This window comes from Synechococcus sp. JA-2-3B'a(2-13) (genome assembly GCF_000013225.1).
Classification (GTDB): Bacteria; Cyanobacteriota; Cyanobacteriia; order Thermostichales; family Thermostichaceae; genus Thermostichus.
Genome location: NC_007776.1, coordinates 203,006 through 229,466 on the forward strand (window position 1 = coordinate 203,006; position 26,461 = coordinate 229,466).

Annotated in this window: 26 protein-coding genes and 2 pseudogenes; 18 read left to right on the forward strand and 10 right to left on the reverse strand. The window is 57.6% G+C overall.

Annotated features, from left to right (window positions below; translation table 11 throughout):
* The first annotated feature begins 159 nt into the window (after window positions 1-159).
* The 5 genes from CYB_RS00905 to CYB_RS00925 all read left to right on the forward strand — a co-directional run bounded on the left by CYB_RS00905 (window position 160) and on the right by CYB_RS00925 (window position 5,543).
* Window positions 160-1,383 (forward strand): ABC transporter ATP-binding protein, encoded by a 1,224-nt coding sequence (locus tag CYB_RS00905; protein WP_011431861.1) that lies wholly within the window; start codon window positions 160-162, stop codon window positions 1,381-1,383.
* 453 nt (window positions 1,384-1,836) lie between these two features.
* The gene (locus tag CYB_RS00910; RefSeq protein WP_041436086.1) at window positions 1,837-2,580 is read left to right on the forward strand and encodes an NUDIX hydrolase; all 744 of its coding nucleotides are present in this window, start codon (window positions 1,837-1,839) and stop codon (window positions 2,578-2,580) included.
* Between the two features lie 630 nt (window positions 2,581-3,210).
* Window positions 3,211-3,594 (forward strand): thioredoxin, encoded by a 384-nt coding sequence (gene trxA / locus CYB_RS00915; protein WP_255344546.1) that lies wholly within the window; start codon window positions 3,211-3,213, stop codon window positions 3,592-3,594.
* 114 nt (window positions 3,595-3,708) lie between these two features.
* Window positions 3,709-4,779, forward strand: a complete 1,071-nt coding sequence (locus CYB_RS00920) for an LOG family protein (RefSeq protein WP_011431864.1) — start codon at window positions 3,709-3,711, stop codon at window positions 4,777-4,779.
* A 62-nt stretch (window positions 4,780-4,841) separates the two neighbouring features.
* Window positions 4,842-5,543: a phosphoribosylanthranilate isomerase gene (locus CYB_RS00925; RefSeq protein WP_011431865.1), complete on the forward strand. Its 702-nt coding sequence runs from the start codon at window positions 4,842-4,844 to the stop codon at window positions 5,541-5,543.
* A 16-nt stretch (window positions 5,544-5,559) separates the two neighbouring features.
* On the opposite strand, the gene CYB_RS15595 is transcribed toward CYB_RS00925, so the two are convergent.
* From CYB_RS15595 to CYB_RS00935, 3 genes and pseudogenes are all read right to left on the reverse strand, one after another.
* Window positions 5,560-6,087, reverse strand: a complete 528-nt coding sequence (locus tag CYB_RS15595; RefSeq protein WP_369791766.1) for a DUF4115 domain-containing protein — start codon at window positions 6,085-6,087, stop codon at window positions 5,560-5,562.
* Window positions 6,088-6,219: 132 nt separating this feature from the next.
* Window positions 6,220-6,432 (reverse strand): annotated as a pseudogene (locus tag CYB_RS15600) (helix-turn-helix domain-containing protein); the annotation flags it as partial.
* Between the two features lie 65 nt (window positions 6,433-6,497).
* Entirely contained in the window at window positions 6,498-7,322 is an 825-nt protein-coding gene (locus CYB_RS00935) for a pseudouridine synthase (protein WP_011431867.1), read from the reverse strand.
* Between the two features lie 97 nt (window positions 7,323-7,419).
* Here CYB_RS00935 and CYB_RS14460 point away from each other — a divergent pair.
* Window positions 7,420-8,162 (forward strand): IS5-like element ISSoc13 family transposase gene (locus tag CYB_RS14460; RefSeq protein WP_076611515.1). Its coding sequence is split into 2 segments (ribosomal slippage): window positions 7,420-7,738 and window positions 7,738-8,162, totalling 744 coding nucleotides; the frame shifts between segments, so codons are not numbered across the junction.
* A 14-nt stretch (window positions 8,163-8,176) separates the two neighbouring features.
* Here the strand turns inward: CYB_RS14460 and CYB_RS00950 are convergent.
* A complete protein-coding gene (locus tag CYB_RS00950) occupies window positions 8,177-8,710 on the reverse strand; it encodes a hypothetical protein (protein ID WP_011431870.1) in 534 nt (177 codons plus the stop codon).
* Window positions 8,711-9,006: 296 nt separating this feature from the next.
* The gene (rbfA, locus tag CYB_RS00955) at window positions 9,007-9,441 is read right to left on the reverse strand and encodes a 30S ribosome-binding factor RbfA (protein WP_011431871.1); all 435 of its coding nucleotides are present in this window, start codon (window positions 9,439-9,441) and stop codon (window positions 9,007-9,009) included.
* Window positions 9,442-9,632: 191 nt separating this feature from the next.
* Here rbfA and CYB_RS00960 point away from each other — a divergent pair, with 191 nt between their 5' ends.
* Both CYB_RS00960 and CYB_RS00965 read left to right on the forward strand, forming a co-directional pair.
* Window positions 9,633-9,848 (forward strand): hypothetical protein, encoded by a 216-nt coding sequence (locus tag CYB_RS00960; protein WP_238376842.1) that lies wholly within the window; start codon window positions 9,633-9,635, stop codon window positions 9,846-9,848.
* Window positions 9,849-9,970: 122 nt separating this feature from the next.
* Complete coding sequence (locus CYB_RS00965) at window positions 9,971-11,434, forward strand: cryptochrome/photolyase family protein (RefSeq protein ID WP_011431873.1); 1,464 nt, start codon at window positions 9,971-9,973, stop codon at window positions 11,432-11,434.
* 14 nt (window positions 11,435-11,448) lie between these two features.
* Here CYB_RS00965 and CYB_RS14465 read toward each other — a convergent pair.
* Window positions 11,449-12,191, reverse strand: a protein-coding gene (locus CYB_RS14465; RefSeq protein ID WP_076611515.1) for an IS5-like element ISSoc13 family transposase whose coding sequence is annotated in 2 segments (ribosomal slippage) — window positions 11,449-11,873 and window positions 11,873-12,191 — 744 coding nt in all. Because the reading frame shifts where the segments join, the coding sequence is not laid out codon by codon here.
* Window positions 12,192-12,413: 222 nt separating this feature from the next.
* On the opposite strand from CYB_RS14465, the pseudogene CYB_RS00980 reads away from it, so the two are divergent.
* Window positions 12,414-13,318: pseudogene (locus CYB_RS00980) on the forward strand (IS630 transposase-related protein).
* A gap of 68 nt (window positions 13,319-13,386) precedes the next feature.
* Here the strand turns inward: CYB_RS00980 and glp are convergent.
* A complete protein-coding gene (gene glp / locus CYB_RS00985; RefSeq protein ID WP_238376843.1) occupies window positions 13,387-14,634 on the reverse strand; it encodes a molybdopterin molybdotransferase MoeA in 1,248 nt (415 codons plus the stop codon).
* Between the two features lie 365 nt (window positions 14,635-14,999).
* Between glp and CYB_RS00990 the strand changes: the two genes are divergently transcribed.
* From CYB_RS00990 to CYB_RS01020, 7 genes are read left to right on the forward strand one after another with little or no spacing between them, the layout of a single operon-like run.
* Complete coding sequence (locus CYB_RS00990) at window positions 15,000-15,362, forward strand: cation:proton antiporter subunit C (protein ID WP_011431875.1); 363 nt, start codon at window positions 15,000-15,002, stop codon at window positions 15,360-15,362.
* A complete protein-coding gene (locus CYB_RS00995; protein ID WP_011431876.1) occupies window positions 15,355-16,827 on the forward strand; it encodes a cation:proton antiporter in 1,473 nt (490 codons plus the stop codon). The genes CYB_RS00990 and CYB_RS00995 overlap by 8 nt, the downstream gene beginning before the upstream one ends.
* Window positions 16,811-17,215, forward strand: a complete 405-nt coding sequence (locus CYB_RS01000) for a Na+/H+ antiporter subunit E (RefSeq protein WP_041436089.1) — start codon at window positions 16,811-16,813, stop codon at window positions 17,213-17,215. The genes CYB_RS00995 and CYB_RS01000 overlap by 17 nt, the downstream gene beginning before the upstream one ends.
* Window positions 17,212-17,463: a hypothetical protein gene (locus tag CYB_RS01005; protein ID WP_011431878.1), complete on the forward strand. Its 252-nt coding sequence runs from the start codon at window positions 17,212-17,214 to the stop codon at window positions 17,461-17,463. The genes CYB_RS01000 and CYB_RS01005 overlap by 4 nt, the downstream gene beginning before the upstream one ends.
* Before the next feature lie 19 nt (window positions 17,464-17,482).
* Entirely contained in the window at window positions 17,483-17,764 is a 282-nt protein-coding gene (locus tag CYB_RS01010; RefSeq protein ID WP_011431879.1) for a monovalent cation/H(+) antiporter subunit G, read from the forward strand.
* A 9-nt stretch (window positions 17,765-17,773) separates the two neighbouring features.
* Window positions 17,774-18,295, forward strand: a complete 522-nt coding sequence (locus tag CYB_RS01015) for a DUF4040 domain-containing protein (protein ID WP_011431880.1) — start codon at window positions 17,774-17,776, stop codon at window positions 18,293-18,295.
* Window positions 18,292-18,972 (forward strand): Na(+)/H(+) antiporter subunit B, encoded by a 681-nt coding sequence (locus CYB_RS01020; RefSeq protein ID WP_011431881.1) that lies wholly within the window; start codon window positions 18,292-18,294, stop codon window positions 18,970-18,972. Before CYB_RS01015 ends, CYB_RS01020 begins: the two co-directional genes overlap by 4 nt.
* Here CYB_RS01020 and CYB_RS15300 read toward each other — a convergent pair.
* Window positions 18,967-19,233, reverse strand: coding sequence for a hypothetical protein (locus tag CYB_RS15300; RefSeq protein ID WP_238376844.1), 267 nt, complete (start codon window positions 19,231-19,233; stop codon window positions 18,967-18,969). The two genes, CYB_RS01020 and CYB_RS15300, sit on opposite strands and share 6 nt — an antisense overlap.
* Window positions 19,234-19,390: 157 nt before the next feature.
* The gene (locus CYB_RS14235; protein ID WP_071818136.1) at window positions 19,391-19,624 is read right to left on the reverse strand and encodes a FitA-like ribbon-helix-helix domain-containing protein; all 234 of its coding nucleotides are present in this window, start codon (window positions 19,622-19,624) and stop codon (window positions 19,391-19,393) included.
* A 279-nt stretch (window positions 19,625-19,903) separates the two neighbouring features.
* On the opposite strand from CYB_RS14235, the gene carB reads away from it, so the two are divergent.
* Together carB and psbA are read left to right on the forward strand one after the other, a co-directional pair.
* Entirely contained in the window at window positions 19,904-23,152 is a 3,249-nt protein-coding gene (carB, locus tag CYB_RS01030) for a carbamoyl-phosphate synthase large subunit (protein WP_011431882.1), read from the forward strand.
* A gap of 356 nt (window positions 23,153-23,508) precedes the next feature.
* Window positions 23,509-24,564, forward strand: a complete 1,056-nt coding sequence (gene psbA, locus CYB_RS01035) for a photosystem II q(b) protein (RefSeq protein ID WP_011431883.1) — start codon at window positions 23,509-23,511, stop codon at window positions 24,562-24,564.
* Between the two features lie 6 nt (window positions 24,565-24,570).
* Here psbA and CYB_RS01040 read toward each other — a convergent pair whose 3' ends face one another.
* Entirely contained in the window at window positions 24,571-26,421 is a 1,851-nt protein-coding gene (locus CYB_RS01040) for an aspartate kinase (RefSeq protein WP_011431884.1), read from the reverse strand.
* Window positions 26,422-26,461: the final 40 nt, after the last annotated feature.

The window sequence follows — 26,461 nt, forward strand, 5'->3', positions numbered from 1 at the left end:
TTCCGCTGCTTCGCTTGGAATCAGGGCGAGGCGTAGAAACCTTATTCTGTCCTGCTCAAGATCTGGCTGCTGGCTGTTGGATCTCGATCCGGTTGGACGGGATCCGGGGACATGGTAGTGTGGTAAAAATAGTGAAAATCTTTTGCAACAACAACCGTCATGGCTGAGTCTTTGTTTTCTCCAAGCCCCACTGCCGCGCGGGAGGATCCCTCCTACATCCTTCAGCTTGAGGGCATCAGCAAGGGGTTTCCCGGCCAGCGGCAGTTGGTTTTGCGGGAAGTCGAGTTTCGCCTGCCCCAAGGAGACATCCTCAGCATTGTGGGCCCATCAGGTTGTGGGAAAACCACCTTATTGCGCACCATTGCCGGATTTGAGCAGCCGGATAGCGGGCGGATCCTGCTGGGGGGGCAGGTTGTGGCTGGGGAGGGGCAGTGGATCCCACCGGAGCGACGGGGAGTGGGGCTGGTGTTTCAGGATTTTGCCCTGTTTCCCCACTTGAACGTGTTGGCCAATGTGATGTTTGGCCTCCGACCCACTACCCCGTTTGCGTCGGCGGCAGGGGGTGGCAATCGCTCCTCCTCAACTGAGTTGCGAGCTGAGTTGCAAGGCGCTGCCCAACAGGCGCGGGAACGCGCTTACGAGGTGTTGCGGTTGGTGGGCCTGGAAGACTACACCCATCGTTATCCCCACGAGCTTTCGGGTGGGCAACAGCAGCGAGTGGCTTTGGCGCGGGCTTTGGCCCCCAAGCCCAGCTTAATTCTGTTGGATGAGCCGCTGAGCAATTTGGATGTGCAGGTGCGCTACTATCTGCGGGAAGAAATCCGCAAAATCCTCAAGCAAACCCAGACCTCGGCCATTTTTGTCACCCACGACCAAGAGGAGGCTCTCTGCCTTTCCGACTGGGTGGCGGTGATGCGGGAAGGCCGTATTGAGCAATGGGGATCCCCGGAGGAGGTTTACCGGGAGCCGGCTACTCGCTTCGTGGCAGAGTTTATTACCCAGGCCAACTTTCTGCGCTGTGAGCGGCGGGAGTTTGGTTGGCAGGCTGAAGAGCTGCTGCACATCCCATTCCAGGCTTTGAGGGATCAGCCCGACCCCAGCTTGCGCTGCGCAGAGTTGATGGTTCGACAGGAGGAGTTGCATTTGCATCCTGATCCTCAGGGCGGCATTGTCATTCGGGATCGACAGTTTTTGGGGCGAGAGTACCGCTATTCCCTGATCACAGCAGCCGGCAAAGAATTGCACGCCCTAGCCCGGGAAGCCCTGCCTGTGGGCGCGCGGGTTCACATTGCTGTTGGGCAAGGTCGGCTGTTCCCCCTCGCTGAGGGGTCCTCCGTGGCTGAAAAAGAGCCAAATCGCGCAAAAAGTAAAAGTGTTGCCTGAGTCGGGGTTCTTTTGCACACCTTTAGCAACCCATCTTCCCCGCGACACGAAAGCCTTCGCCCCAGATAGGGCTTAGACTGGCAAGACGGTGGTCCAGGCTGGTAGCTCCCTCTGGAGGGACAAACTGGGTAGGCTGTTGGTGGAGCATGCCTCTAACCCCCAAAACCCTGAACTTTGCTGAATTTACTGAGCTTTAGGCGGTTTGGCAAAAGTCATTGAGAGGGATATAGTAGACCAAGTTTCCCCCTGATCCTTGAGTCCACCGCAACGGTTGCCGGGAAGTGAAGGGGGAAAGCGCTCGGGGGGTATTCCTCAGGGCTTTGCGGGATACCGCCTTCCTGTTTGGACTCCGTCCCGCTGACGCGAACAGAGATAGGCAGGATGCGATCGCTTCTTTCCTGAACCATGTTCAGGAGAGTTCAGCGTGAATGTATCAGGATTCAGTGCCAAGCTATGCAGGGATCCCGCATCGTGGCAGGCCCATTGGAGAACCGGATCGCCTTGGCGGAGTTCCGGGTGGGCGTGGATGCGGTCATTTTCTCCATCGACACTGAGCAGAATCGCCTCCTGGTGCTGCTGGTGCGGCGGCGGGAGGATCCCTTCCGCGGTTGCTGGGCCCTGCCAGGAACACTGGTGCGGCGCTCAGAATCCCTAGAAGCAGCGGCCTACCGCATCTTGGCCGAGAAGATTCGTGTTAGGAACCTCTATCTGGAGCAGCTCTACACCTTTGGGGGGCCGGAACGGGATCCCCGCGAGGCCGAGGATGGCTATGGAGTGCGCTACCTGTCGGTCAGCTACTTTGCCCTGGTGCGGTTCCAGGATGCTGAATTGCTGGCAGACGGAGTGGAGGGCATTGCCTGGTATCCCGCCGACCAGATTCCCCCCTTGGCCTTTGACCACGAAGAGATTTGCCGCTATGCCCGCCGTCGCCTCTGCGCCAAGTTGGAGTACAGCCCGATTGCCTTTGACATTTTGCCCGCCACCTTCACGCTAGGGGAGGTCTATCAGCTCTACGGCACCGTTTTGGGCGAGGGGTTCTCCGACTACTCCAATTTTCGCGCCCGCCTACTGAAACTGGGTATCTTGCAAGATACCGGCCAGAAAAGTTCCCAAGGAACAGGCAGACCGGCAACCCTCTACCGTTTTGATGCGGCTGCTTTCGAGAAAATCCGTCATAAGCCGATGGTGTTTGTCTGAAGGCCGTCTGAGGGATCCCGGCTCGCCAAGGCCAAGCTGGCCAGATCGGTTGGTATAGATTGGCTTTTATTCAAAGGGAGTTCCATTACATGACCACCTAGACAAAGGTTTATGCCTTGATCATGGTCATTTCAAGTTAGGCTGAGACACTTCCCAACTACTCCGCGTCGCTTCCACAACTATCCTCAACCCCTCTTCCAATGGAACAGTTTCATTCCTCGTTAAAATGACTACAGTCGTTTCAGGTTAGGGTGAGACGCCTAGGCTACTGAGAAAAGCTTTCTAGCCCTTTGCATTATTGCTCCGCAACGCTGACGCGACCAAGGTTTTAGGTGTGGGTGCAGTGTCCTAGTTTGAATCAAAGTGACCATATAGGATAGGAGCAGCCTGGTCATGACGCACTCAACTATCCCGGGAACCTTGCCAAGACAAATCTTTTGATGGATGCCGTAGAAGCCTGCTTCAGCACGGCTCAGATGCTTTCGGTGCCGTCCCCAAACTGCCTAGCGCTGCGGTTGGCTGAGCGAAGGTCTCAGGCCGGGATCCCAAGGGACAGTTCCTTTGGCGAACGCTCCGTGTAGTAGCAATGGAACAGGCTGAGGTCACCAGCAGCCTGGGGGCTGTGCTAAGATCAGAGACCATGACAGGTGTTGTTTCAGGAGTTCTCCAAGCATGTCTGCAGCAATAGATATCGCTGATGCTACCTTTGAGGCAGAGGTGCTGCGCAGCGATATTCCAGTTCTGGTTGATTTTTGGGCACCTTGGTGTGGCCCCTGTCGGATGGTGGCTCCTGTGGTTCAGGAGATAGCTGAGCAGTATGTTGGCAAAGTTAAGGTTGTAAAAATCAACACCGACGAGAACCCTCAAACTGCCAGCCAGTACGGTATTCGCAGCATTCCCACCCTGATGTTGTTCAAGGGCGGCCAGAAAGTGGATGTGGTGGTCGGCGCCGTACCCAAGGCAACTCTAACCACGATTTTGGAAAAGCACTTCGACACACCTGCCGAAGCCTGAGGGCTATGCCTTGGGTGTTTCAGAATGTAACTTTTGGGTTCTGGATTAGAACCCAGCTGCCATTTTGTGCCGAGAACTGATTAAAGTAATTCCAGAGAACTTTAGGATCCCAGCTTGACCGATTCCGTTTCTTCCCTTCTGCAAGAAGTTTTTTCCAACGCTGAGACCCGCCTAAAGCAGTTGGAGTATCATCCCAACCGGACGGCCTGGCTGCGTATTTTGCAGTCGCTGCAGCGCATGGGATCCCTGGAGCTGAGCCGTTTAGATGCCAAGATCTTGGCGGCTACTCTTGAGGATCTGGAGCAGGGGTTTGCCGCCTTCCAAAACTATGCCCACCAACGCAAGATCACCGTTTTCGGGTCGGCACGACTGGGGCCAGAAAGTCCCGAATATCGCCAGGCCCAGTTGTTCGCCTACTGCATCAGTCAACGGGGATTCATGGTCATGACGGGGGGCGGCGGGGGCATTATGGAAGCCGGCAACCGAGGGGCAGGGCTGGAAAACTCTTTTGGGCTCAATATCCAGCTTCCCTTTGAGCAAATGGCCAATCCCGTTATTGCTGCCAGCGATCGGGTCATCAACTTCAAGTATTTCTTTTCGCGCAAGCTCTTTTTTGTTAAAGAAACCGACGCGCTGGTGCTTTTTCCCGGCGGTTTCGGCACTCAGGATGAAGCCTTTGAATGCCTAACCCTGATGCAAACCGGCAAAACCAAGCTCATGCCCTTGGTGCTGGTGGACAGAACAGGTGGCTGCTACTGGAAAGAATGGGACGAATACGTGCGGGAGCACCTGCTTGGTCGCGGCTTGATCAGCCCAGAAGATCTCTTCCTCTACACCCTAACCGACGATGTGGGAGATGCCTGTCAGCAGATTGTCGATTTTTATCGCGTCTTTCACAGCAATCGCTACGTGCGAGAGCTCCTGGTTTTGCGCTTGAACACCAGACTCTCACTGGAAGCCCTAGACATCTTAAACGAAGAGTTTGCCGATATTCTCGATTCGGGCCGGATCGAGCAAACTGGGGCCTTGCCGGAGGAAGCCGAGGAAGATATTGCCCATCTGCCACGGCTGGTGATGCACTTCAACCAGCGCAACTTCGGACGGCTATGGCAAATGGTGCGCCGGATCAACAAGCTTCACCCGGAACAGCCGGATCCTCTGCAAATGCGCCCTGAACAAAAGTAGATGTATCAGCGCTCTCAGAACCATCCAAGAACCAGCAGCCAATTGTTTTGGTGGTGCTCCCAATGGGCCGGTTGTTTGTCAAAATCTGCGGCATCACCCGTCAGGATCAGGCGGAGGCCATCGCCGCGCTGGGGGTGAGTGCCCTTGGGTTCATCGCGGTGCCCAATACCCCCCGCTATTTGCCCCTCTCGGAAATGGCTCGTTGGGTGGGATCCCTGCCCGGCCCTGTGGAAAAGGTGGGGGTCTTCCTGGATCAGGATCCCCGCGCCATCGCCGCCTGGGTGGAAACGGTGGGCCTCACGGCTGTCCAGTTGCATGGCCAAGAATCCCCGCAGGATTGTCAGCAATTGGGGGAATGGCTTCCCGGGATCCGCCGCATCAAGGCCCTGCGCGTCCGCCAGCCGCAAGATCTGGAAGTGGCCAATCTCTACCGAGACTGTGTGGAGATGCTGCTTTTGGATGCTTATCACCCCCAACAGGCGGGGGGAACGGGGCGAACCCTGAATTGGCCAGAACTTGCTCGCCTTTCGCGTGAGCGGGCTCTGCCCTTGCCTTGGCTACTGGCCGGTGGTCTGAACCCGGACAATGTTCTGCAGGCGCTCAGCCACCTGCAGCCAAGCGGCATCGACCTCTCCAGTGGTGTGGAACGTCGGCCAGGCGATAAAGACATCGACAAAGTCCGGCACCTGCTGCAGCAGCTTGGCTCCCAAGGGTGGGAGATTGCTCCTACTCTGCCGCCGATAACGCCAAGCGCAACGGGATGATCATTTGGCTGGGTTCCTACTGCAGCGACTGAATATCCAACCCCGGCTCGAACATCAGCTCTTTCACTTCCCCAAATCGGCCCATCACTCCAAGCTCCCGGTCGTTAAAGGTCACCAACACACCGCCCGCATTGCCGGTACGCAACACGATTGACTGCTCCGCTTCCCAATTCAACTCGGCCCCTGGCTGTAAGGTGGCCTCAAAAACCGTTTGCCCATCGGCGATGACCCGCAACCAGGAAGGGCGCTCCACAACGCGAATATCCAGACGCACCGGCTTGCGCCCCGCCCCCCCTGAGTGAGCATCCAAGACCTCGGGGAAGACGCCCTGAATGCGCGTCCATTGGTCGAGGGTGGGAAACAGTTGGCGGGCCGTGGGCTGAACTGCCGACAGAGTGGGATCCGGGGAGTTGGCAGCAGGCGGTTGCTGGCCGGATCCCTCCCGACTGACCGTTGACAGGCTCACCAGCCAACGCCCAAAGGGATTGCCTGTGCCTTCCAAAAGAGCCGACAATCCCCCCACCGTCAGCACAATCAGCACCACATAAGCGGCCCAAAGGTGGAGAGGACGCAGGGCAAAGGTAGGTTGCTGGCCGACAACGGCAAGAGGAGCTGGCGCGTGGGGCGTTTTGGCCGATAAAAGCGGAGAAGCACGCCGAGAGAGGGTTTCGCCATCCAACCCCAAATAGTCGGCATAGCGCTTGAGAAACCCTTGCACATACACCGGCTCCGGTAACCGGCTCAAGTCAGCTTCCTCCAGCGCCTGCAGATATTGGCAGCGAATGAAGGTATCGTTAGCTACTTCTGTCAACGTCAGTCCCCGTGCCTCCCGTGTTTGCCGCAACAGGGATCCCAGGGCTTCTAAAGAGTGTGCTGGCTCTTGCATCATTTGGCCACCTGCGGAAGAAAGGAGGCTACTGTGAGAGTTTGCACTCAGTTAGAGGCTCTGACGAGCTAATCGCGTGAGCGGGCCGGAGGCCTTAGAGGGCGCTTCCCGAGCGAGGATGAGCTGCTGTGCCCGGTGAGAGGGGCCAGCAAAGCTTGGAGCTCATGGGGATCCAACTGGCGGAACTGGCCTGCTTTCAGGTTGCCCAAGCCCAGTGGGCCAATGGCCTCCCGATGTAAGCTGAGCACCGGATGCCCAAGACGCTCCGCCACCCGCCGAATTTGCCGGTTGCGTCCCTCAAACAACACCACCCTCAGCCAGGAGCAATTGGGATGCTCCCTTTGCCGGAAATCCGGGGCAGGACAAAACTCCACCTCCGCCGGCAGAGTGGTGTACCCCTCTAAGTCTACTCCGTCTCGCCAATGTTGCAGAGTGGCCTGACTCGGATGCCCTTGTACCTGTACCCGGTAGGTTTTGGGCAGATGATAGCGCGGATGGGTCAGCTTCAAGGTCAAGTCGCCATCATTGGTGAGCAGCAAAGCGCCACTGCTGTCCGCATCCAGCCGGCCCACCGGGTAGAGGCGGGTTTGCCGTTTCCAAGATGGGGGGAGCAGATCCAGCACCGTCTTGCGTCCCCAAGGATCTGCACAGGTTGACAAAACCCCCACTGGCTTGTGCAGGAGCAAAACATAGCGCGCCGGATCCTTGGCCAAAGGGATCACTTGCCCATTCACCTCGATGCAATCCCGCTCTGGGTCGGCTTTGGAGCCCAGCTCAGTGACCACCTTCCCATTGACCCGAACGCGCCCGGCCAGGATCCAGGCTTCCACCTGGCGACGCGAGGCCAATCCCTGCTGAGCCAAGAGCTTCTGTAGCCGTTGGGGTTCTGCCATGGGGATTTGAACAGCAAAAGCAGCAACCGAAGCTGGGGGTGCTAGGTCGTGTTGATCTTATGTTAGGATAGAGGGAATAATTTATAGAGGAAAGAGGATGAAGTTGGTTTTTTTAGATGAAAACAAATGGCAGAAGATATTGGCTTTTTTACAGACAGAAGAGAGAGTTAACATTGGGAAAGAAGCAAACTGCAAGCAGTTTATTGAAGCAGTTCTTTGGATAGCCCGTTCCGGTGCTCCTTGGCGCTACCTCCCAGAAGGATATGGCAAATGGTACACCATCTATCAAAGATTCCACCGGTGGAGTCGTTTTGGAGTGTGGGAACGGATGTTCAAGTATTTTATTGACGACCCTGATTTAGAGCATCTCATTATTGATTCAACCATGGTTCGAGCGCACTCCTGTGCTGCCGGAAAAAAGGGGAGCAAGCTTTGGGGAGAAGCCGAGGCGGATACAGCACCAAGATTCATGTGAGTGTAGATGGGTTGGGAAATCCGCTGGAATTGAGAATAACTGGCGGAGAAAAGAGCGATATTACTCAAGGGGAAGAATTGATAGAGGGCTGGCAGAGAAAGGATACCAAAGTAATTGGGGATAAAGGATATGATGCGGATAAGTTGATTGAGAAGATAGGGGAAGCTCAAGCGGTTATTCCGCCTAAAAGGAATAGAAAGACGCAGCGGCATTATGACAAGCATCTGTATAAAGAGAGGCATTTAATCGAATGCTTTTTTCATAAGTTAAAGCAGTACCGGCATCTATTTTCTCGTTTTGACAAATTGGCCAGGAACTTCTTGAGTTTTCTCTATCTCGTCAGTGCTCTCTTTTGGCTCAAATGAAAGATCAACACAACCTAGGCGGCAGAGCCTGGGGCCTCCGGCCCGCTTACGTGAACGGGGTTGGAGAGCCGGTCGGACAAATCATCAGAATTGGAGGGCAACAGCAGCATCTCCGACTGAGACTCTGAGTTTCCTCCTAGAGAATAGCTGAGGCCACAGTCGAACTCTTCTGCCAGCCGACAGACTTCCTTGAGATCTCCCACCGACCAAATGCTCCAACTGCTGCGAATTTGGTTATCCACCCACACTTCCACGCGGTTGCCTTCGATGTGAAGGATGCGCTTGGGCTGGGCTTCTGAAGGGCAGCCTGCAGGCTCGGCCAAGACCTCCGGCCCGCTCACGCGAAGGGAAGATTTTTGCCTCAAGGCCCCCAGAGCCGCCATGAGCTGCGGCAGAGCCAGCAAAAGGTGCTGAGTGGCCTGTTGGGGTTGCCCTTTCAAGCAGGAAACCAAAGCTTCGGCAACACTCTGGTTTAGGGCCTGCAGAGCTTGGAGTGGAGTAGCACCCCCTAGAGAGGGATCCGGTTGCAGTGGGCTTTGAACATCCATGAAAAGGCAGGAAAGGCATGGACAGCAACCTTACAGCCCTTTCGCAGGTTGACCACAACAACGCCGCTGCCCTTTGGAGCAGAGCGCTCTGGTTTGCGCAAGTGTGCCGCAGACATTGAGTCCTGTACAGATGGATGACCAGAAGAAGGGCTGTATGGCTCCCTTAAGCCTAACAAATCCAAGAACTTCAGGGCCTCCGGCCCGCTTACGCGAACGTCAAAAACTTTTCTTGGATGTTGTCCGCATTGCTGCAAAGCAAAGGCCTCTCTATCTGGTCTGCTTAGCCATCGGTGCAATTATTCACCGCCCGATGGGTTTTCTTCGCCCTCGGCGGTGTTCTCTAGCGGTTCCTCAACCCCAGTCTGGGCCTTGGCCTCAAAGGTCGGTCTCAGTTGGTTAAGCAGAGCCAAAACGCGGGATCCCCGCTCCAAAGAGCGATCCTGCAAAAACACCACCGTTGGCACCCGTCGCAGGCTGAGGCGCTGGCCGATTTCCCGCCGCACAAAGGGTGTGGCCGCTGCTAGCCCTTCCATAGCTTGGTGTTGAGCTGTCTCATCCCCATAAATGCTGACGAAGATGCGGGCGTTTTGCAGGTCATTGGAAACCTCGACATCCACAATGCTGACCATCCCTGCCCCAACCCGGTCATCTTTGATCTCCGAGAGCAGGATTTGGCTGACCTCTCGTTTGATCAGCTCTGCTACCCGTGCCACCCGTCGCGCTGTCGCCATTTTTGGATACCTAGGCTAACATCATCCGCAAGCCTGCTCTGGCTGGTGTGGAGCTCAGCCCTTGCCGGCTCGATCCCAAGAACAGTAGCCAATGCTACGAGCATCTCTTCCTTCCACCTTTATCCTGAGTCCATGTCCATCTTGCCTTGAGTATGAATACCTAAAGCCATCGATGGATGGATGGAGACGTGATGATCAAGACGCCAGAGGCGCTGCGGCGCTCCATTGAGCAGTTCATGCTGAATGTGACGGAGCCGCTTGACCCGTTGCTTTCCCTGAAGCTGACTCAGCTGGTGGTGATGTTGGGGGATACAGCTTACGCGATGGGATACAGCGATGGCCAGCAAAAGCCAGAGGAGCGCTGCCGCTATTGTCCCAGTCGGGTGTTCGACAGTCTAGAGCTTTGATAGGGTTCTTCAAGGTTCTTTAGAATGTAGCTTCTGGCCGCCCCGGCTCCCAGCCTTGGGGGGAGTGAGTTGAAAGGGACGGTGGCAACCAGCCAAGATGGGATCCCATTGCTTGGCAGCCTATGACTTCCCCCGTTTTGCTTTGGCATCGTCGCGATCTGCGGTTAGGGGACAACACAGCCCTGCATGAGGCAGCCCAGCGCAGCTCCCAGGTGGTGCCTGTCTTCATTTTCGACCCGCAGATGCTGAGACGGTCGGACATGGCCCCAGCTAGGGTGGCCTTTTTGCTTCAGGCTTTGCAAGAGCTCCAAGAGCGCTACGCCCAGATGGGGATCCCACTGATCTGGCGGCTGGGGGATCCCTCGGTGGAGTTGCGGTGCTTGGCCATAGACCTGGGAGCCAGGGCCGTGTTTTGGAATGCCGATGGGGAGCCGTTCGCCCTACAGCAAGAGAGTCGAGTGCAGGCCAGTTTGGCCGCAGCCGGGATCCAGTCCTTCTCCTACCAAGACATGCTGCTGCACGGGCCGGGGGAAGTGTTGACCCAGGCGGGGGAGCCCTATTCGGTCTTCACTCCCTTCTGGCGCAGGTGGGCGAGCTTGCCCAAGCCGGATCCCTACCCGATTCCCAAAGGGCTACAACCGGTGTCCGGTCTGAAGGCGCAGCCTCTGCCCACTTTGGCAGATTTGGGCTTTGTCTGCGACCAGCGGATCCCAGCAGCGGGGGAAGCAGCAGCTCAGGCCCTTTTGGAAGACTTTTGTCAGGGTTTGCGCATTTTGGACTACGAGCGAGCCCGCAACTTCCCGGCTGAGCCGGGCACTTCTCTACTGAGCCCCCACTTGTGCTGGGGAACGATCGGCATTCGCCAGGTGTGGCAAGCCACGCGGGAGGTGGAAGCCGAGGTGCGCAGCCAAGAGGCCGAAAGCAGCTTGCAAACTTGGCGGCAGGAGCTGTGCTGGCGAGAGTTTTACAAGCATGTCTTGGCCCACTGGCCCCACGTGGAAACCGGAGCCTATCGACGAGCCTTCGACGCCCTGGAGTGGGACAATCGGCAGGACTGGTTTCAGGCCTGGTGCACCGGTCAGACGGGCTACCCCATCGTGGATGCGGCCATGCGCCAACTGAACGAAACTGGCTGGATGCACAACCGCTGCCGCATGATTGTGGCCAGCTTCCTGACCAAGGATCTGCTTATCGATTGGCGCTGGGGGGAACGCTACTTTATGCAAAAGCTGGTGGATGGGGATCTGGCGGCCAATAACGGCGGTTGGCAGTGGAGCGCCAGTGTGGGCACGGATCCCAAGCCCCTGCGCATTTTCAACCCGGCCACGCAAGCAGCCCGCTATGACCCGGAAGGAGAGTACATCCGTCGCTATCTGCCGGAGCTGGCACGGCTGGATACGCCGGCTCTGCTGTGGGTGGGAGATGACCCCAAGGGAGCCTGGGCTTTGCGGGAACGGCGAAGTTGTGGCTATCCGGATCCCATTGTGGATCACAAGGTGCAGCAGCAGGCGTTCAAACGGCGCTACCAGGCGGTGCAGCAGGCCTACTCTAGGTCTGTTCGAGACGGTCTCCCCCCTCCTTCCTAGGTTGTGTTGATCTTTCATTTGAGCCAAAAGAGAGCACTGACGAGATAGAGAAAACTCAAGAAGTTCCTGGCCAATTTGTCAAAACGAGAAAATAGATGCCGGTACTGCTTTAACTTATGAAAAAAGCATTCGATTAAATGCCTCTCTTTATACAGATGCTTGTCATAATGCCGCTGCGTCTTTCTATTCCTTTTAGGCGGAATAACCGCTTGAGCTTCCCCTATCTTCTCAATCAACTTATCCGCATCATATCCTTTATCCCCAATTACTTTGGTATCCTTTCTCTGCCAGCCCTCTATCAATTCTTCCCCTTGAGTAATATCGCTCTTTTCTCCGCCAGTTATTCTCAATTCCAGCGGATTTCCCAACCCATCTACACTCACATGAATCTTGGTGCTGTATCCCCCTCGGCTTCTCCCCAAAGCTTGCTCCCCTTTTTTCCGGCAGCACAGGAGTGCGCTCGAACCATGGTTGAATCAATAATGAGATGCTCTAAATCAGGGTCGTCAATAAAATACTTGAACATCCGTTCCCACACTCCAAAACGACTCCACCGGTGGAATCTTTGATAGATGGTGTACCATTTGCCATATCCTTCTGGGAGGTAGCGCCAAGGAGCACCGGAACGGGCTATCCAAAGAACTGCTTCAATAAACTGTTTGCAGTTTGCTTCTTTCCCAATGTTAACTCTCTCTTCTGTCTGTAAAAAAGCCAATATCTTCTGCCATTTGTTTTCATCTAAAAAAACCAACTTCATCCTCTTTCCTCTATAAACTATTCTCTCTATCCTAACATAAGATCAACACGACCTAGTCCTCTGTGCCGCTGCCCCCTCTCTCGACGACGGCAGACAAAAGGCAAGACAGGTGCCATTTGAAATGACCACAAAGCAGGTCTGTGTAGTTGTAGTCAATTCAGTTGACAATGAGACGGTGTTAAAGGCAAGATGACGTGGGGGTAGACCTCAGGAGGAAGCTTCATGACCTACAGCTTAGACCTGAGAGAGAGAGTCGTAGGGTATGTCCAGGAAGGGGGCAGCCCCACTGCAGCTGCACAGATGTACAAAGTCAGTCGTGCAACGGTTTATCGCTGGCTGAACCGAGAAGACCTGAGGCCGACAAAAGTCAAGACTCGGAAGCGAAAGATAGACTTGGTCGCTCTGCAGCAAGACGTAGAACAGTACCCAGAAGCTCGACTGAAGGATAGAGCCCAGAGGTTTGGCGTCCATCCCAGCGCTATTTACTATGCTCTTAGGAAGATGAAAACAACGCGAAAAAAAAGAGTTAAGGCACCGAGAGCGGGATTGGCAAGAGAGAATCCAAGAGAGAATCAACGACTCTAGGGTCTTGAGGGAGTTGGTTCAGAAGTATGGAAGTGAGAGTTTAGCTTACAATGGGCTCTGCACCGCTGACGCGAATGATGAGAGAATGACGAGACAGGGTTTGGGGAGATACGCACCTGTTTTATGCTTGGCCAAAGAGAGGGGAGAAAGTTTATGGGAAGAGAGAGAGCTGAGTAGCCGGTAGGAGGAAGGAGAGAGGGGGTTTGATAGCCCCGACGCTTTTTCAAGTAGCTCGAATGCGGAAGAATTTGAGGGACACTAAATGCCGAGTTTGGAGAGGACATCTGTATTGACTCTGGGCAATGGGCCGATTCAAAGGCCTAGGGCCTGCTCGGCGAACGGAAGGGAAGGATAAAGGATTTGATGAAAGCGGCAGGGCAGGAGGTGGTTTTTTGCTGAGGCCCTCGCCAGACTTGAATGAGATTGAGGGTGACTTTAGTGCTCTCAAGAGGGCAAGGATGCATGCTGATAGAGGAACTTCTGTGGATGAAGTGATAAGGCCTGCGGTCCGCTGTTGCAGACGGAACTGTTGTACTGGCTAGCGTCTCATTGTTATTTGGATTGACTATGGCGGCTATTCCAGCAGCAGCGAGAGGAGGGCCAGGGATCTTCAGGGCAGTTGCAGCACCTGAACGGGCGAACCAGCAGGGATCTGGGTTGTCCCTACTGGCAGCACAGCCAAGGCATTACAGCCGGCCAGACTGATGAGATTGCCGGAATTGAGGTTGGCGGCGGGCTGAAATTGGATCCCCTCAGGCCTGACCTGCAGCCGTCCCCAGAGGTAGTGTTCCCGCCGACCGTCGGCATGCAGATCCACAGCGCTGAAGGCGGAGAGGATCTGCCAGTAGGGGGGCAGGGATCCGCCCATTTTTCGCAGGGCCGGGTGCAAAAAGCGCCAGAAGGTCACCAGGGCAGAGGCAGGGTTGCCCGGCAGGCCAAAGTAGAGCTTGGGGGGGCCGTGGGGATTGGGAAAACGAGCCACCGTCAGGGGTTTGCCCGGCTTGATGGCCACGCTGCGGATGAAAATCTCGCCTCCCAACTCCTCCAGCACCTTTTCCACCAGGTCAAAATCCCCCACCGATACCCCTCCAGAAGAGATCACCCCATCGGCAGAGGCCAGGGCCTGCTGGACGACCTGCCGCAACACCTGGGGCCGATCCGGCACGATGCCCAACTGGATCGGGATCCCACCCGCTGCCTTGACCAGAGCCGCTAAGCCGTACTGGTTGGAATCCACAACCTGCCCCGGCTCCGGCACCTGCTGGATGGGCACCAACTCATCCCCTGTCGAGAACAGGGCCACCCGAGGCTGACGAAACACCGGCACCATCGCCTGTCGGATGGCGGCCAAAACGGCTAGCTCCGCTCCGCCCAAAGCCTGCCCTGCCGGCAGGAGGGGATCCCCCTGGCGGGCAAAGTCTCCCTGAGGCCGGACAAATTGGCCCCGCTGCGGACGCTGCAAGAGGCGAACGGTTCCTGGCGAAGGTTGCTGCGTGTATTCCTGCATCACCACGGTGTCCGCACCGCTGGGCAAGAGGGAGCCGGTGTAGAGACGCACCGCTTGTCCAGGCTGGAGCTCTCGGGTGGGTGCCTTTCCGGCGGGGAGAGTCTCAATCACCTGCAGCTCACAAGGGATCCCCGCTTGCACATCTTCATGGCGCACGGCATAGCCATCCATACTGGAGGTGGGATGGGCCGGAAAATCCTGGGGGCTATACACAGTTTGGCTGAGAACGCGGCCTTGGGCGGATCCCAGCTCCACCCACTCTGGGCCCAGCGGCTGAACCGCCTGCAAAATCAGGGCTTCTGCTTCCGCCACCGGCAGCATCACGGCTTTTACAACCCCCTTCTCCAACACCTTATCTTCAGCATCCAGAAGTCGGTTCCGCCAAGGCCATTAAAAACAACTTAAACTGCGGACAGCGGCCATCAATTGCGGACAGCGGCCATCAATTCCGACCTTGGCATGAGAGGTGTATGACCAGGATCCCACCAAGCCCCAGAGCTGGCAAGAAGTCGCAGCAAGTTGCCCATTGGGAGCTGCAACTCTTTCTACTTCGGGATCCCGGTCTTGCTGGGGAGATGGGGATCCCGGCAGCGTTGCAGCCGGCCACAGGCTATCTGGCTGCTGTGACTGCGGAAGCTGGATACTGGTCACGTAGCGGGCGTAGCCTTAGAACGACTGAGCGACCAGATAGCTCGAGCGCAGCAAGCGAGGTGTCTATGTTAAATGCCGCCGTCCTCCTCACGATCTTCCTTGGCTTCTGGGGAGTCGTGGTCAAGCGCAACCTCATTATGAAGATCCTATCTATGGATGTTATGAGCACCGGGGTCATCGCCTTCTTCGTGATCTGGGCAGCCCGGAGCGGTGTGTTCACCCCCATCTACAAACCCTGGCGCGAGCTGGACTATGCCGACCCGGTGCCTCAGGGGATCATCCTCACGGCCATCGTCATTGGCCTATCGGTACAAGCCTTGATGTTGGTGGGGGTGATGAAGCTGTCCCGCAATCATCCCACCCTCGAAGTCGAGAGCATCGAACAGGCAGTCGCGTCAGGGGCGCAGAGCACTTCTACCGATGACTGAGCTGACGCTGGTGTGGGTGGCATTGCCCTTTCTGCTGGCCTTCACAACCTACTTGATGCCGGCCCTGACCCGTCCCAGCTTGGTGGGGATGGCCGCGCTGACGGTGGCCTATGCGGTGCAGCAGGGGGGCTTGCCCGGCACAACCGCTGCGCCCTTGGAGCTGCAGCTTTTGGATCACTTCGGGGTGACGCTGCGGATCGATGCCAATGGAGCAGCGATGCTCTTGGCCCACGGCCTGGTCACGCTAGGAGTGGCCCTGTATTTGGATAGACGCTTTGCGGGCAGCCGCTTTCTGGCCATGCAGTTGCTGATCGTCCACGGTAGCGCCAATGCTGTCGTCATCAGTGCCGACCTGATCAGCGTCTACGTTTCCCTGGAGGTGCTCAGCATCGGCGTGTTTTTGCTGCTGACCTATGGGCGGCGGGCTGAGGGCCAACCCACAGTGGAAGAAAATGCTCCGCACCGCGATCGCCAGCTCTGGGTGGGGCTGCGCTACCTTTTCATGAGCAATGTGGCCATGCTCTTCTACCTGATGGGCGCAATCCTGGTCTATGTGCGCACGGGATCCCTGGCGATGAGCAGTTTAACTATGGCCGACCCCACGGCCTTGGCGCTGATTGCTGTGGGTCTTTTGGCCAAGGGGGCGATCTTCGTTGCCGGCCTGTGGCTGCCCCTCACCTACGTTACCGCGGATCCCGTTGTTGCGGCGGTGCTCAGCGGTTTTACGACCAAAGCAGGAGCCATGGCTTTGGTGCGCTGCAGCGAGGCTTCGCCGGTCTTGGCCCAGGGGTTGCCCTACTTGAGCGCTGGTTCAGCCGTTTTCGGGATCCTACTGGCCCTGATGGCGAGCACGCCCCAGCACCTTCTCGCCTGGAGCTCGGTATCGCAGATGGGATTTGTGATTGCTGCCCCTCAGTGGGCGGGTTTGTATGGCCTTGCCCATGGGTTGGCGAAGCCCCTGTTGTTTGTTGGAACGAGCGTGAGCCATCGCTGGCGGTGGCCCATGTTGCTCTTGGGGTCGGCTTCCCTGGCGGGAGTGCCCGGCAGCTTGGGGTATGCAGCCAAGGCCCTCAGCTTATCTGCTCTGGATCCCTGGCACGAGTGGCTGCTGGTGGGGGTTACCGTCGGCACCACTTGTTTAGGCGTGCGAGTGCTGCGGGCACCTGTTTCTCGAATGAAGGGGGCAACCACCTCTGCAACTCCTTGGCAAGATAAAGTGGCACTGGTGCTTTGGGGTGGGGGCTTGCTCTGGGGCTGGCTACCGGCGGCCTATGGCGCTGACAATCTTCTCAAAGCCCTGCTGAGCCTAGGCGTTGGGATCCCCCTAGGCTGGTTTTGGGAGCGGATCCCTTTGAAGGGAGGGTCGGTGAACGAAGGGCTGGAAGCAGTGGTGGGCGGCTTGAGCATAGTGTTGGTGCTGGTTTGGGCTCTGTTAGCTGTGGGGAACTATGGGACGCTACCCTGAGTTGGGTCTATTGGAGATCGGCCTGCGCCTCTTGATTTGGTTTCTGCTGACGGGCAATCTGAGCTGGGACAATGTGGCCATCGGGGTGGCGGCAACGTTGCTGCTGCCGCGCCAGGCTTCCGCACCGGTGCAATGGCGGGATTGGGGGCGAGTGCTCCAGGAAATTCTTCTCGCCATCCCAAGAGCCTACTGGGAAGCCTTCGAGATGATCCTCAAGCCCCACACTGTTGAGGAAGTTGTATACAAACAAACCCTGCCCAACCGTTCAGCAGGGCTGGTGTTTCTGGATATCTTTTTAATTACCTTCACGCCCAAAACCATCGTGCTCAATTGCAATGCCCAAGGCACTTATGAAGTCCATGTGCTCAAGCCGCGGGAGGACGTGTGAACCTACTGCTGTTTCTCCTGACCCTAACGCTGTGCTTGCCCCTGTATGCCGCTTGGCTGAAGGAAGATATTTGGCAGACGATGCTCGCCTTTGCCAGCTTGGCCACAAAGACGGCCATCCTGATTTTGGTGGTGTCGGTGGTGCGGGATGATTGGATGATCGGGATTGTGGGGGTTTTGATTTTGTCGGTGGGCAATGCGGCCTTAATGCTCTTGGCTCATGTACTGAAACGGCTGGAAATGCTTTAGAAAGGCCCTGGGGGTAGGTATGGAAGTCTGGGTGGAAGGTCTGAGCTATCTGTTGTTTGGGATTGGTGTGCTGTTTTGGCTGTGGGGAACGGCGCCGCTCCTTGGGGATCGCTCGATTTTATTTAAGCTGCACGGCCTTTCGGTGTCGGACACCCTGGGCTCTATGAGCATCATGCTGGGGCTGCTGTTGCGGATCCCACGGGAATGGCCCCTGTTGGTGTTGGCACTGATCTCCCTGGCTATTTGGAATACCATTCTGGGCTATGTGCTGGCGTTTTGCTCGCAGCGCAAGTCCCTATAGGAGGGCAGGATGGAAGAGACCCTGTTGCTGGTGATGGCGTTACTCCTGCCCCTGACGGCAAGCTTGGTGGTGACTCAGACCAATCCCTACCACGCCTTGGTAATGCGAGGGATCCTGGGGACGATTGCCGCCCTGATCTATGCGCTGTTTGGGGCGGCGGATGTGGCCCTGACCGAGGCACTGGTGGGCACCATGCTTTCTATTACCCTCTACGCCATTGCGGTGCGCTCTTCGCTGAGCATGCGCCTGGGCGTTCTCGAAGGCAGCCCTGTGCTGGAGGCCAGTACCTCAGCAGCACGGCAGTTGTTACAGCAGATGCGCCAAGGGCTACAGCGGTACCACATGCGCTTGGAGTTGACCGCCTATGGGAGTTCAGAGGCGTTGGTGGCTGCTCTTCGCAGCCGGGAGGTACACACCATTGCCCTTGAGCCCGGTGGAGAAGCAGCAGAGTATCGCCTGGTTACACGCGTGCCCCGCCTGCAGGCCATTTTGGCGCAGCAAGCTCTGGCCACTGAGGTGATGGCGACATGAAGTGGGTGTACGGGATAGCGGTGTTGCTGGCAGCCCTACAGCTCATCGTGGGCGAGGTGGGATCCGTGTCCCCCAATCGCGCAGCGGGCGTAGCTTTAGTCGAGGCAGTGGAGATTCTGGCCAGCGAAAGCGGTGTGCCCAACGCGGTGACGGGTCTCATTCTGCGCAACCGCCTCTACGATACGGTCTTTGAAGTGGTGGTGTTTTCCACGGCGATTTTGGGCGCCCAATACCTGCTGGCGGATGAGCAGCCGACAGCCAATGTAGCTCAATTTACCGATATTCCCTCGATTGTGTTGGCGCGAGTGGGAGCCACCATTTCGGCTTTGATCGCGGTGGAGCTTGCCATTCGAGGGCACCTGACGCCGGGCGGAGGCTTTGCTGCCGGGGTGGCGGGGGGGACGGCCATTGGCTTGGTGGCGATCACCGCCTCTTCCACCTGGATGGAGGCCATCTACAAACGGTGGCGGGCTGCGATGTGGGAGAAGCTGTCGGTGGTGACGTTTATCGGGGTGGCCGTGGTGGCTCTGGCCGGCTGGGAATTGCCCAGAGGGGAGTTGGGAGCTCTGTTTAGCGGCGGCTGGATCCCGATTCTCAATATTCTGGTGGCGATCAAAGTGGCGCTGGGATCCTGGGCGGCAGTTTTGATCTTTATTCGCTACCGCGGCTTGTTATGAGGGTCTAAATGGGTTAATGAGAGGTACCCCTGTCCCGGCAAAATCACGGACATTGCGAGTAACCAGGGTAAGTCCGTAAACCAAGGCTGTAGCAGCCAGTTGTTTGTCAATCGCATTTTGAGAGTGAGGTACGCACAGGCTTCCCCATACCTGGGCTTCGGTAATTGTGAAATCAAGAATGTGATCGGCATAGTCATCGACAACCGTTTGCAGCCACCTCTCCAGAAGGTTGGCTTGCAGATGATCGCCGCGATGGCGCATGAGTTCAACGCCTCGGCGGAGTTCGCCCAGCGTGATCACCCTAGCGTGGTCACACTAAATGTAGAGGCGGGTCTCTTGCTCAATGGCAGTTTGAAGAAATTCTTGAACCCCGGAGTTGGTTTGACTGTGCTTGCGCAGCTCACTGATAGCGTTAGTGTCAAGCAAATACGTCATGGGCAGTGTTATCTTGCACCCGCTCAAAGTCTGAATCGTTGCCAACGTTAGGTATCGATCTGAGCACTTCGGCAAAGGACTGTTTCGCAGGCTGGAGTAAGACTTGCTCTAGGATTTTGCGGTGTTCGGCCTCTGCACTAACGCCGTGACGACTAGCCCTTTGTTTGAGAGCTTTGACAATGGCTTCGTCAACATTGCGAACAATTAACGTGGCCATAGAGCGTTTCCTCGATCGGCAGATCCCTGGGCGGCTTTGCTGCGACGATAGCATTGATATCATCTAAAGTTCAAGTTTTCCCGTCTATTGATACTGATGAAGAAGCTGCCCTTTTGCGGGTTGCCCCAGAGAACTCCTGCCTGCCAGGGATCCAAGCTCTGCCTGCTGTGCATAGCCTTTGAAAGCGCAACACTCAAAAAAGAGGGATCCCGATGAGCAACTTGACCTGCAGGTGACCTCTACAATAGAAGGCTGACTCTGCCACCTGGTGGGATCCCTATGCCGCGCCGCACCGATATCCACAAAATCTTGCTCATTGGAGCGGGGCCGATCGTCATTGGCCAAGCCTGCGAATTCGACTACTCGGGCACCCAAGCCTGCAAAGCCCTGCGGGAAGAGGGCTATGAGGTCGTTTTGGTCAACTCTAACCCCGCCACCATCATGACGGATCCCAGTATGGCGGAGCGCACCTACATCGAGCCGGTGACGGTGGACTTTGTGGCCAAAATTATCGAGCGGGAGCGCCCTGATGCTTTGCTGCCCACCATGGGCGGCCAGACGGCCCTCAACGTGGCGGTGCAACTGGCCCAGCAAGGGATCCTGGAGCAGTACGGGGTGGAGTTGATTGGGGCCAAGCGGGAGGCCATTGAAAAAGCCGAAGACCGGGATCTCTTCAAGCAAGCCATGCAGCGGATTGGCTTGGCCGTGCCCCGCTCTGGCCTGGCCCACACCCTGGAAGAAGCCAAGCAGATTGCCCAGGAGATCGGCTATCCCCTCATCATCCGCCCGGCCTATACCCTGGGGGGCACCGGTGGTGGGGTGGCTTACAACCAGGAGGAGTTTGAAGAGATCTGCGCTGCCGGCTTGGAGGCCAGCCCCGTTTCCCAAATCTTGGTGGAAGAATCGGTCATCGGCTGGAAGGAGTTTGAGCTGGAGGTGATGCGGGATCTGGCGGATAACGTGGTGATCATCTGCTCCATAGAAAACATGGACCCGATGGGGGTGCACACCGGCGACTCCATCACCGTGGCCCCGGCCCAAACCCTCACCGACAAAGAATACCAGCGGCTGCGGGACTACGCCATCGCCATCATGCGCGAAATTGGCGTAGAGACCGGGGGATCCAACGTGCAATTTGCCGTCAACCCTGCCAACGGCGAGGTGCGGGTGATCGAGATGAACCCGCGGGTCTCCCGCTCTTCTGCTTTGGCCAGCAAGGCCACCGGCTTTCCCATCGCCAAAATTGCCGCCAAATTGGCAGTGGGCTACACGCTGCCGGAGATCCCCAACGACATCACCCGCAAAACTCCGGCCAGCTTCGAGCCCACCATCGACTATGTGGTCACCAAGATCCCTCGCTTTGCTTTTGAAAAATTCCCCGGCGCAGAGCCGGTTCTCACCACCCAGATGAAATCGGTGGGGGAGGCGATGGCCATTGGCCGCACTTTTCAAGAATCCATCCAGAAGGCCCTGCGCTCTTTGGAAATCGACCGTCCCGGTTTTGGCAGCGATAGGCCGGAGGTTTTCCCCAAGCCGGAGGAAGTGCGGGCCAACCTGCGCACCCCCAACCCCTTCCGCCTGCTCACCATCCGCACCGCTCTGCTCATGGGCTTTTCTGCCCAGGAGATTGCCCAACTCACCCACATCGATCCCTGGTTTATCGACAAGCTACAGGAGTTGGTGGAGGTGGAGCAGGCCCTCAAGGGGCGGGAGCTGGGATCCCTGAGCGCTGACGACTTGAGACACCTCAAGCAAATGGGCTTCAGCGACCGACAAATTGCCCACCTAACCGGATCCACGGAACATCAGGTGCGGGCCTGCCGCAAAAGCCTGGGGGTGATCCCCACCTACAAAACTGTAGATACCTGCGCCGCCGAATTTGAGGCTGCTACCCCCTACCAGTACTCTACCTACGAGAGCGAGTCGGAGATTTTCCCGGCCCGCAAAGAGAAGGTGATGATCTTGGGAGGTGGCCCCAACCGCATCGGCCAGGGGATCGAATTCGACTACTGCTGTTGTCATGCTGCCTTTGCCCTCAGCCGCCTGGGTTACGAAGCGATCATGGTCAACTCCAACCCGGAAACCGTTTCCACCGACTACGACACCGCTGATCGCCTCTATTTTGAGCCGCTCACCCATGAAGAGGTGATGAACTTGGTGGATGCTGAGCAGCCGGTCGGCCTGATCGTGCAATTTGGCGGCCAAACCCCGCTCAAGCTGGCGCAGGGGCTGGCGGCAGCCCAGGCTCCCATCTGGGGAACTTCCCCCGACTCCATCGACATTGCTGAGGATCGGGGGCGCTTCGAGCGCATCTTGCGGGAGTTGGATATTCGCCAACCGGCCAACGGCATTGCCCGCAGCGTGGAAGAAAGCTTGGAAATTGCCCGCCGCATCGGCTATCCGGTGGTGGTGCGGCCCAGCTACGTCTTGGGGGGACGAGCCATGGAGATCGTCTATTCCGACCAAGACCTGCAGCGCTACATGCAACTGGCGGTGGCGGTGGATCCGGATCGTCCGGTGCTGGTGGATCAGTTCCTGGAAGAGGCGGTGGAGGTGGATGTGGATGCCATTGCCGACCGCACCGGCGCTGTTACCATCGGCGGCATTCTGGAGCACATCGAGCAGGCCGGGATCCACTCGGGCGATTCGGCCTGTGTATTGCCCAGCCGCACCCTCAGCCCCGAGGTGCTGCGGGTGATCCGCGAGTGGACGGTGAAGTTGGCCCAAGCTCTGAAGGTGGTGGGCCTGATCAACGTGCAATACGCCGTCCAAAAAGGCCAGGTCTATATCCTGGAGGCCAACCCGCGCGCCTCTCGCACCGTACCCTTCGTCAGCAAGGCTATCGGCCATCCGCTGGCGGACTACGCCGCTCAAGTGATGAGCGGCAAAACTCTGGAAGAGCTGGGCTTTACCCAGGAGGTGATCCCCTCCCACATTGCCGTCAAAGAAGCGGTTTTGCCCTTCCACAAGTTTCCCGGCACCGACACGCTGCTGGGGCCGGAGATGCGCTCCACCGGTGAGGTGATGGGCATTGACACGGACTTTGGCCGCGCTTACGCCAAAGCCCAACTGGCGGCGGGGCAGAATCTACCTCTCCAGGGGACGGTGTTCATCAGCGTCAGCGACCGGGATAAACAGGCGGTCATCCCGGTAGCCCGCGAGTTTGTGGGGCTGGGCTTTCGCCTGTTGGCCACCGAAGGAACCCAAAAAGTTTTAGCCGAACACGGGATCCCGGTGGACAAAGTCCTCAAGCTGCACGAGGGGCGGCCCCACGTCATCGACGCCATCAAAAACCATCAGATTCAGCTCATTATCAACACTCCTTCCGGTGTCGAGGCGCAGCAAGATGGCCAAAAGATCCGCCGCACTGCCCTGGCTTACAAGATCCCTCTGGTGACAACCCTGGCAGGAGCCAAAGCCACTGCGGCTGCCATCCGTGCTTTGCAGTCGGGATCCCTGCAGGTGAAGTGCTTGCAGGATTTTTTTCCACCCAGGAATGCCCCAAGCAAACTTCTGGAAGCCCCATGAAGAGCCCATAGGGTCTTGCCGGCAGGAGAAAAAGCGGATCCTGAACGACTTCTCTTTCTTGAACCCATCCTTAAGAAACGTCTGCTCAAGCTTGGCTGCCATCAACTGCCAGTGACCGACCTTCGCTGGGAAGCTCTCAAAGACCTCCAAATTGCAACATATCGGTGCTGATTTGTATCGACAAATCCATTTTTTTCACATTCCCGTTGCGGAAGTTAGGGATCCCTGTCGGCGTCCCTAAAACTGTCTAGCCTGAAAGAAGGAGACGCTTTTGGCGGTCGGCGCGGGAAGAGTTTTGCCCCGTTCAAGGAAGCCGACAAAGCAAAGAATGGTTTTGTCTCTTTAGGAGTTGGCCTATGAGTACGGTAATTCGCCGCTCCTTGGCTGCGCGGCAGCTCTGGAGTTGGAATGGCTTTTGTCAATGGATAACCAGCACCGAAAACCGGCTGTACATCGGCTGGTTTGGCGTGTTGATGATCCCGACGCTGTTGGCGGCTGCCTTTTGTTTTGTAATCGCTTTTATTGCTGCTCCGCCGGTGGATGTGGATGGGATCCGCGAGCCGGTGATCGGCTCTTTGATAGGGGGGAATAATCTCATCTCGGCGGCGGTGGTGCCCACCTCAGCGGCCATTGGCCTGCACTTCTACCCCATTTGGGAAGCCGCTTCTTTGGATGAATGGCTCTACAACGGCGGCCCCTACCAACTGATCGTGCTCCATTTTTTGATTGGGGTGTGGTGCTATCTGGGCCGGCAATGGGAGCTGAGCTATCGCTTGGGCATGCGTCCCTGGATTGCGGTGGCGTTTTCCGCTCCGGCGGCGGCGGCTACGGCAGTGCTCTTGGTTTACCCCATCGGCCAGGGCAGTTTCTCGGAGGGCTTGCCCCTGGGGATCGCCGGCACCTTCTACTTCATGCTGGCTTTCCAGGCGGAGCACAATATCCTCATGCACCCTGCTAGCTGGCTGGGGGTGGCCGGCGTCTTTGGCGGCGCTCTGCTGGCCTCCCTGCACGGCTCCCTGGTGATCTCCAGCCTAATCCGCGAGACCTCGGAAGAAGAGTCACAAAATGCCGGCTACCGCTTCGGGCAGGAGGAAGTCACCTACAACTTCCTGGCCGGGCACTACGCGTTCTTGGGGCGGCTGGGGTTCCCCGGCCTGGGCCTGAGAAACAGCCGTTCCGTCCACTTCTGGATGGCGGCCCTGCCCACAGTGGGGATTTGGGCGGCGGCAATAGGTATCGGCATAATGGCCTTTAACTTGAACGGCTTGAACTTCAACCAGTCCATCCTGGACAGCCAGGGCCGCTTCATCCCCACCTACGCCGATCTCCTCAACCGCGCCAATCTGGGGATCCAGGTGATGCACGCCCCCAACGCCCATCATTTTCCCTTGCTGCTGGCGGCTCAACCCTAAGGCAGGCTAGGGGCAGTCCAGCCGGAAAGCGCGGTGAATAGCTTGCAAGGCCGGGATCCCTCGATCCCGGCGCACTACACAGCTCACCTTGATCTCCGAGGTGGCGATCATCTCGATGTTGATTCCGGCTTCGGCTAGGGCTGCAAACAGGCGAGCAGCCACGCCAGGGTAGGTTTCCATCTCGGCGCCGACAATGCTGACCTTGGCAATGTCGTGATCCGCGTCAACTCCTGCCGCCTGGAGCTCTTCGGCCACCTGCCGGCAGACTGCCTCAGCAGCCATCGCTTGATCCTGAGGCACGGTAAAGGCAATGTCGGTACTGGGGATCCCGTTGTGGTAGCCCCGCTGGCTTTGGATGATGGTGTCCACGATGATCCCAGCAGCCGCCAAGCGCCCAAACAAATGGGCGGCAGTTCCCGGACGATCCGGCACTTTGCGAAGGCCCAGCCGCGATTGCTTCAAATCCAAGGCAACACCGCGTACCGGGTGGCTGTCTTGAGGAGCAGCCGGCATCTTTGCCCGATGCAAGTGGGGGATCACCTGGAACGACTCTCCCAGAGCCAAGGCGGCATCCCCGGCCCGCTCCGCAGCCACCACACAGCTCACCTTGATCTCTGACATGGAGATCATCTGCAAATTGATCCCGGCCTCGGCCAGCACCTGGAACATTTGCGCCGCAATTCCGGGTCGGCCCATCATCCCCACCCCGGCAATGCTGACTTTGGCCACCGCCTCATCCACAATCACCGCTGCACACTGCAGCTCTTGGCCAATCTGCCGGGCAACGGCTGCAGCCTCGGCCACCTGCGACCGACTGACCGTAAAGGCAATGTCATTGGTGGGCTGGGGCACGGATCCCTGCGGCAAGGAGTCCGTCCCGCTGGCGCAAGAGGCTGTGAACTGGAGGGACTGCAAAATCAAATCCACATTCACCCCTGCTGCCGCGATCCCCTGAAAGAGTTGGGCGGCAATGCCAGGGCGATCCGGCACCCCCACCAACACCAACTTGGCCTGATCCCGATCCAGCTCCACCGTATCCACCGCCAGGCCCAGCTCGATACTGCTGTCGGCAGCACGAGGACGGGGGGGAGGAGAAAGAATGAGAGTGCCCTCGCATCCCGCCTGCAATGGCTCCAAGCTGGAGCGCACCCGCAGCTTCACACCGTAGTTGCGGGCAATTTCCACCGAGCGGGGATGCAGCACCTGGGCCCCCAAGCTGGCCAGCTCCAACATTTCATCACTGGTGATCTCCGGCAACAGCCTGGCCTCAGGCACCTTACGCGGATCCGTGGTGAAGATCCCCGGCACATCGGTGTAGATCTCACACAGCTCTGCTCCCAAAGCCACTGCCAAGGCCACCGCCGTGGTGTCGGATCCCCCCCGACCTAGGGTGGTGATCTCCAGCTCCGCCAGGCTGGTGATGCCCTGAAACCCGGCCACCACCACCACCTCTTCCCGCTCCAGGTGCTGCCACAGGCGGTCGGTGTGGATGTGCAAAATGCGGGCCCGGCTGTGATCCCGAGTGGTGACAATGCCCACCTGGGCTGCCGTCAGGGAAAGGGCAGGACACCCCAAGCGTTGCAGCGCCAAGGCCACCAGGGCAATGCTCACCTGCTCACCGGTGGAAAGGAGCATATCCCATTCCCGCAACTGGGCCGGCGTGGTCGGGGATCCCTGCAAGATCTGCTCCCCCAAGCCCACAAGGCGATCGGTTTCATCCCCCATCGCCGAGACCACCACCACCACCCGATGCCCTGCCTTCACCGTGTGGGCCACCCGTTGGGCCACGGCTTGGATACGCTCGACAGAGCCGACAGAGGTACCGCCGTACTTTTGAACGATTAAGCTGCGTTCCATGAGAGAAGAACGAGGTCAGGGGCGGTTTGGATCCTACCCC

Excerpts from the sequence above, each read along its gene's own strand:
- CYB_RS00990 (WP_011431875.1), top strand. The coding sequence starts at position 15,000 with ATGTTAAATGCCGCCGTCCTCCTCACGATCTTCCTTGGCTTCTGGGGA.
- CYB_RS01010 (WP_011431879.1), top strand. The coding sequence starts at position 17,483 with ATGGAAGTCTGGGTGGAAGGTCTGAGCTATCTGTTGTTTGGGATTGGT.
- CYB_RS01040 (WP_011431884.1), bottom strand. The coding sequence starts at position 26,421 with ATGGAACGCAGCTTAATCGTTCAAAAGTACGGCGGTACCTCTGTCGGC.
- CYB_RS00905 (WP_011431861.1), top strand. The coding sequence starts at position 160 with ATGGCTGAGTCTTTGTTTTCTCCAAGCCCCACTGCCGCGCGGGAGGAT.
- CYB_RS00950 (WP_011431870.1), bottom strand. The coding sequence starts at position 8,710 with ATGGATGTTCAAAGCCCACTGCAACCGGATCCCTCTCTAGGGGGTGCT.
- CYB_RS15300 (WP_238376844.1), bottom strand. The coding sequence starts at position 19,233 with ATGCGCCATCGCGGCGATCATCTGCAAGCCAACCTTCTGGAGAGGTGG.
- CYB_RS00995 (WP_011431876.1), top strand. The coding sequence starts at position 15,355 with ATGACTGAGCTGACGCTGGTGTGGGTGGCATTGCCCTTTCTGCTGGCC.
- CYB_RS01015 (WP_011431880.1), top strand. The coding sequence starts at position 17,774 with ATGGAAGAGACCCTGTTGCTGGTGATGGCGTTACTCCTGCCCCTGACG.
- CYB_RS00960 (WP_238376842.1), top strand. The coding sequence starts at position 9,633 with ATGATCAAGACGCCAGAGGCGCTGCGGCGCTCCATTGAGCAGTTCATG.
- CYB_RS00910 (WP_041436086.1), top strand. The coding sequence starts at position 1,837 with ATGCAGGGATCCCGCATCGTGGCAGGCCCATTGGAGAACCGGATCGCC.
- CYB_RS00965 (WP_011431873.1), top strand. The coding sequence starts at position 9,971 with ATGACTTCCCCCGTTTTGCTTTGGCATCGTCGCGATCTGCGGTTAGGG.
- CYB_RS00935 (WP_011431867.1), bottom strand. The coding sequence starts at position 7,322 with ATGGCAGAACCCCAACGGCTACAGAAGCTCTTGGCTCAGCAGGGATTG.
- carB (WP_011431882.1), top strand. The coding sequence starts at position 19,904 with ATGCCGCGCCGCACCGATATCCACAAAATCTTGCTCATTGGAGCGGGG.
- CYB_RS01020 (WP_011431881.1), top strand. The coding sequence starts at position 18,292 with ATGAAGTGGGTGTACGGGATAGCGGTGTTGCTGGCAGCCCTACAGCTC.
- rbfA (WP_011431871.1), bottom strand. The coding sequence starts at position 9,441 with ATGGCGACAGCGCGACGGGTGGCACGGGTAGCAGAGCTGATCAAACGA.
- CYB_RS14235 (WP_071818136.1), bottom strand. The coding sequence starts at position 19,624 with ATGGCCACGTTAATTGTTCGCAATGTTGACGAAGCCATTGTCAAAGCT.
- CYB_RS00925 (WP_011431865.1), top strand. The coding sequence starts at position 4,842 with ATGGGCCGGTTGTTTGTCAAAATCTGCGGCATCACCCGTCAGGATCAG.
- psbA (WP_011431883.1), top strand. The coding sequence starts at position 23,509 with ATGAGTACGGTAATTCGCCGCTCCTTGGCTGCGCGGCAGCTCTGGAGT.
- CYB_RS01000 (WP_041436089.1), top strand. The coding sequence starts at position 16,811 with ATGGGACGCTACCCTGAGTTGGGTCTATTGGAGATCGGCCTGCGCCTC.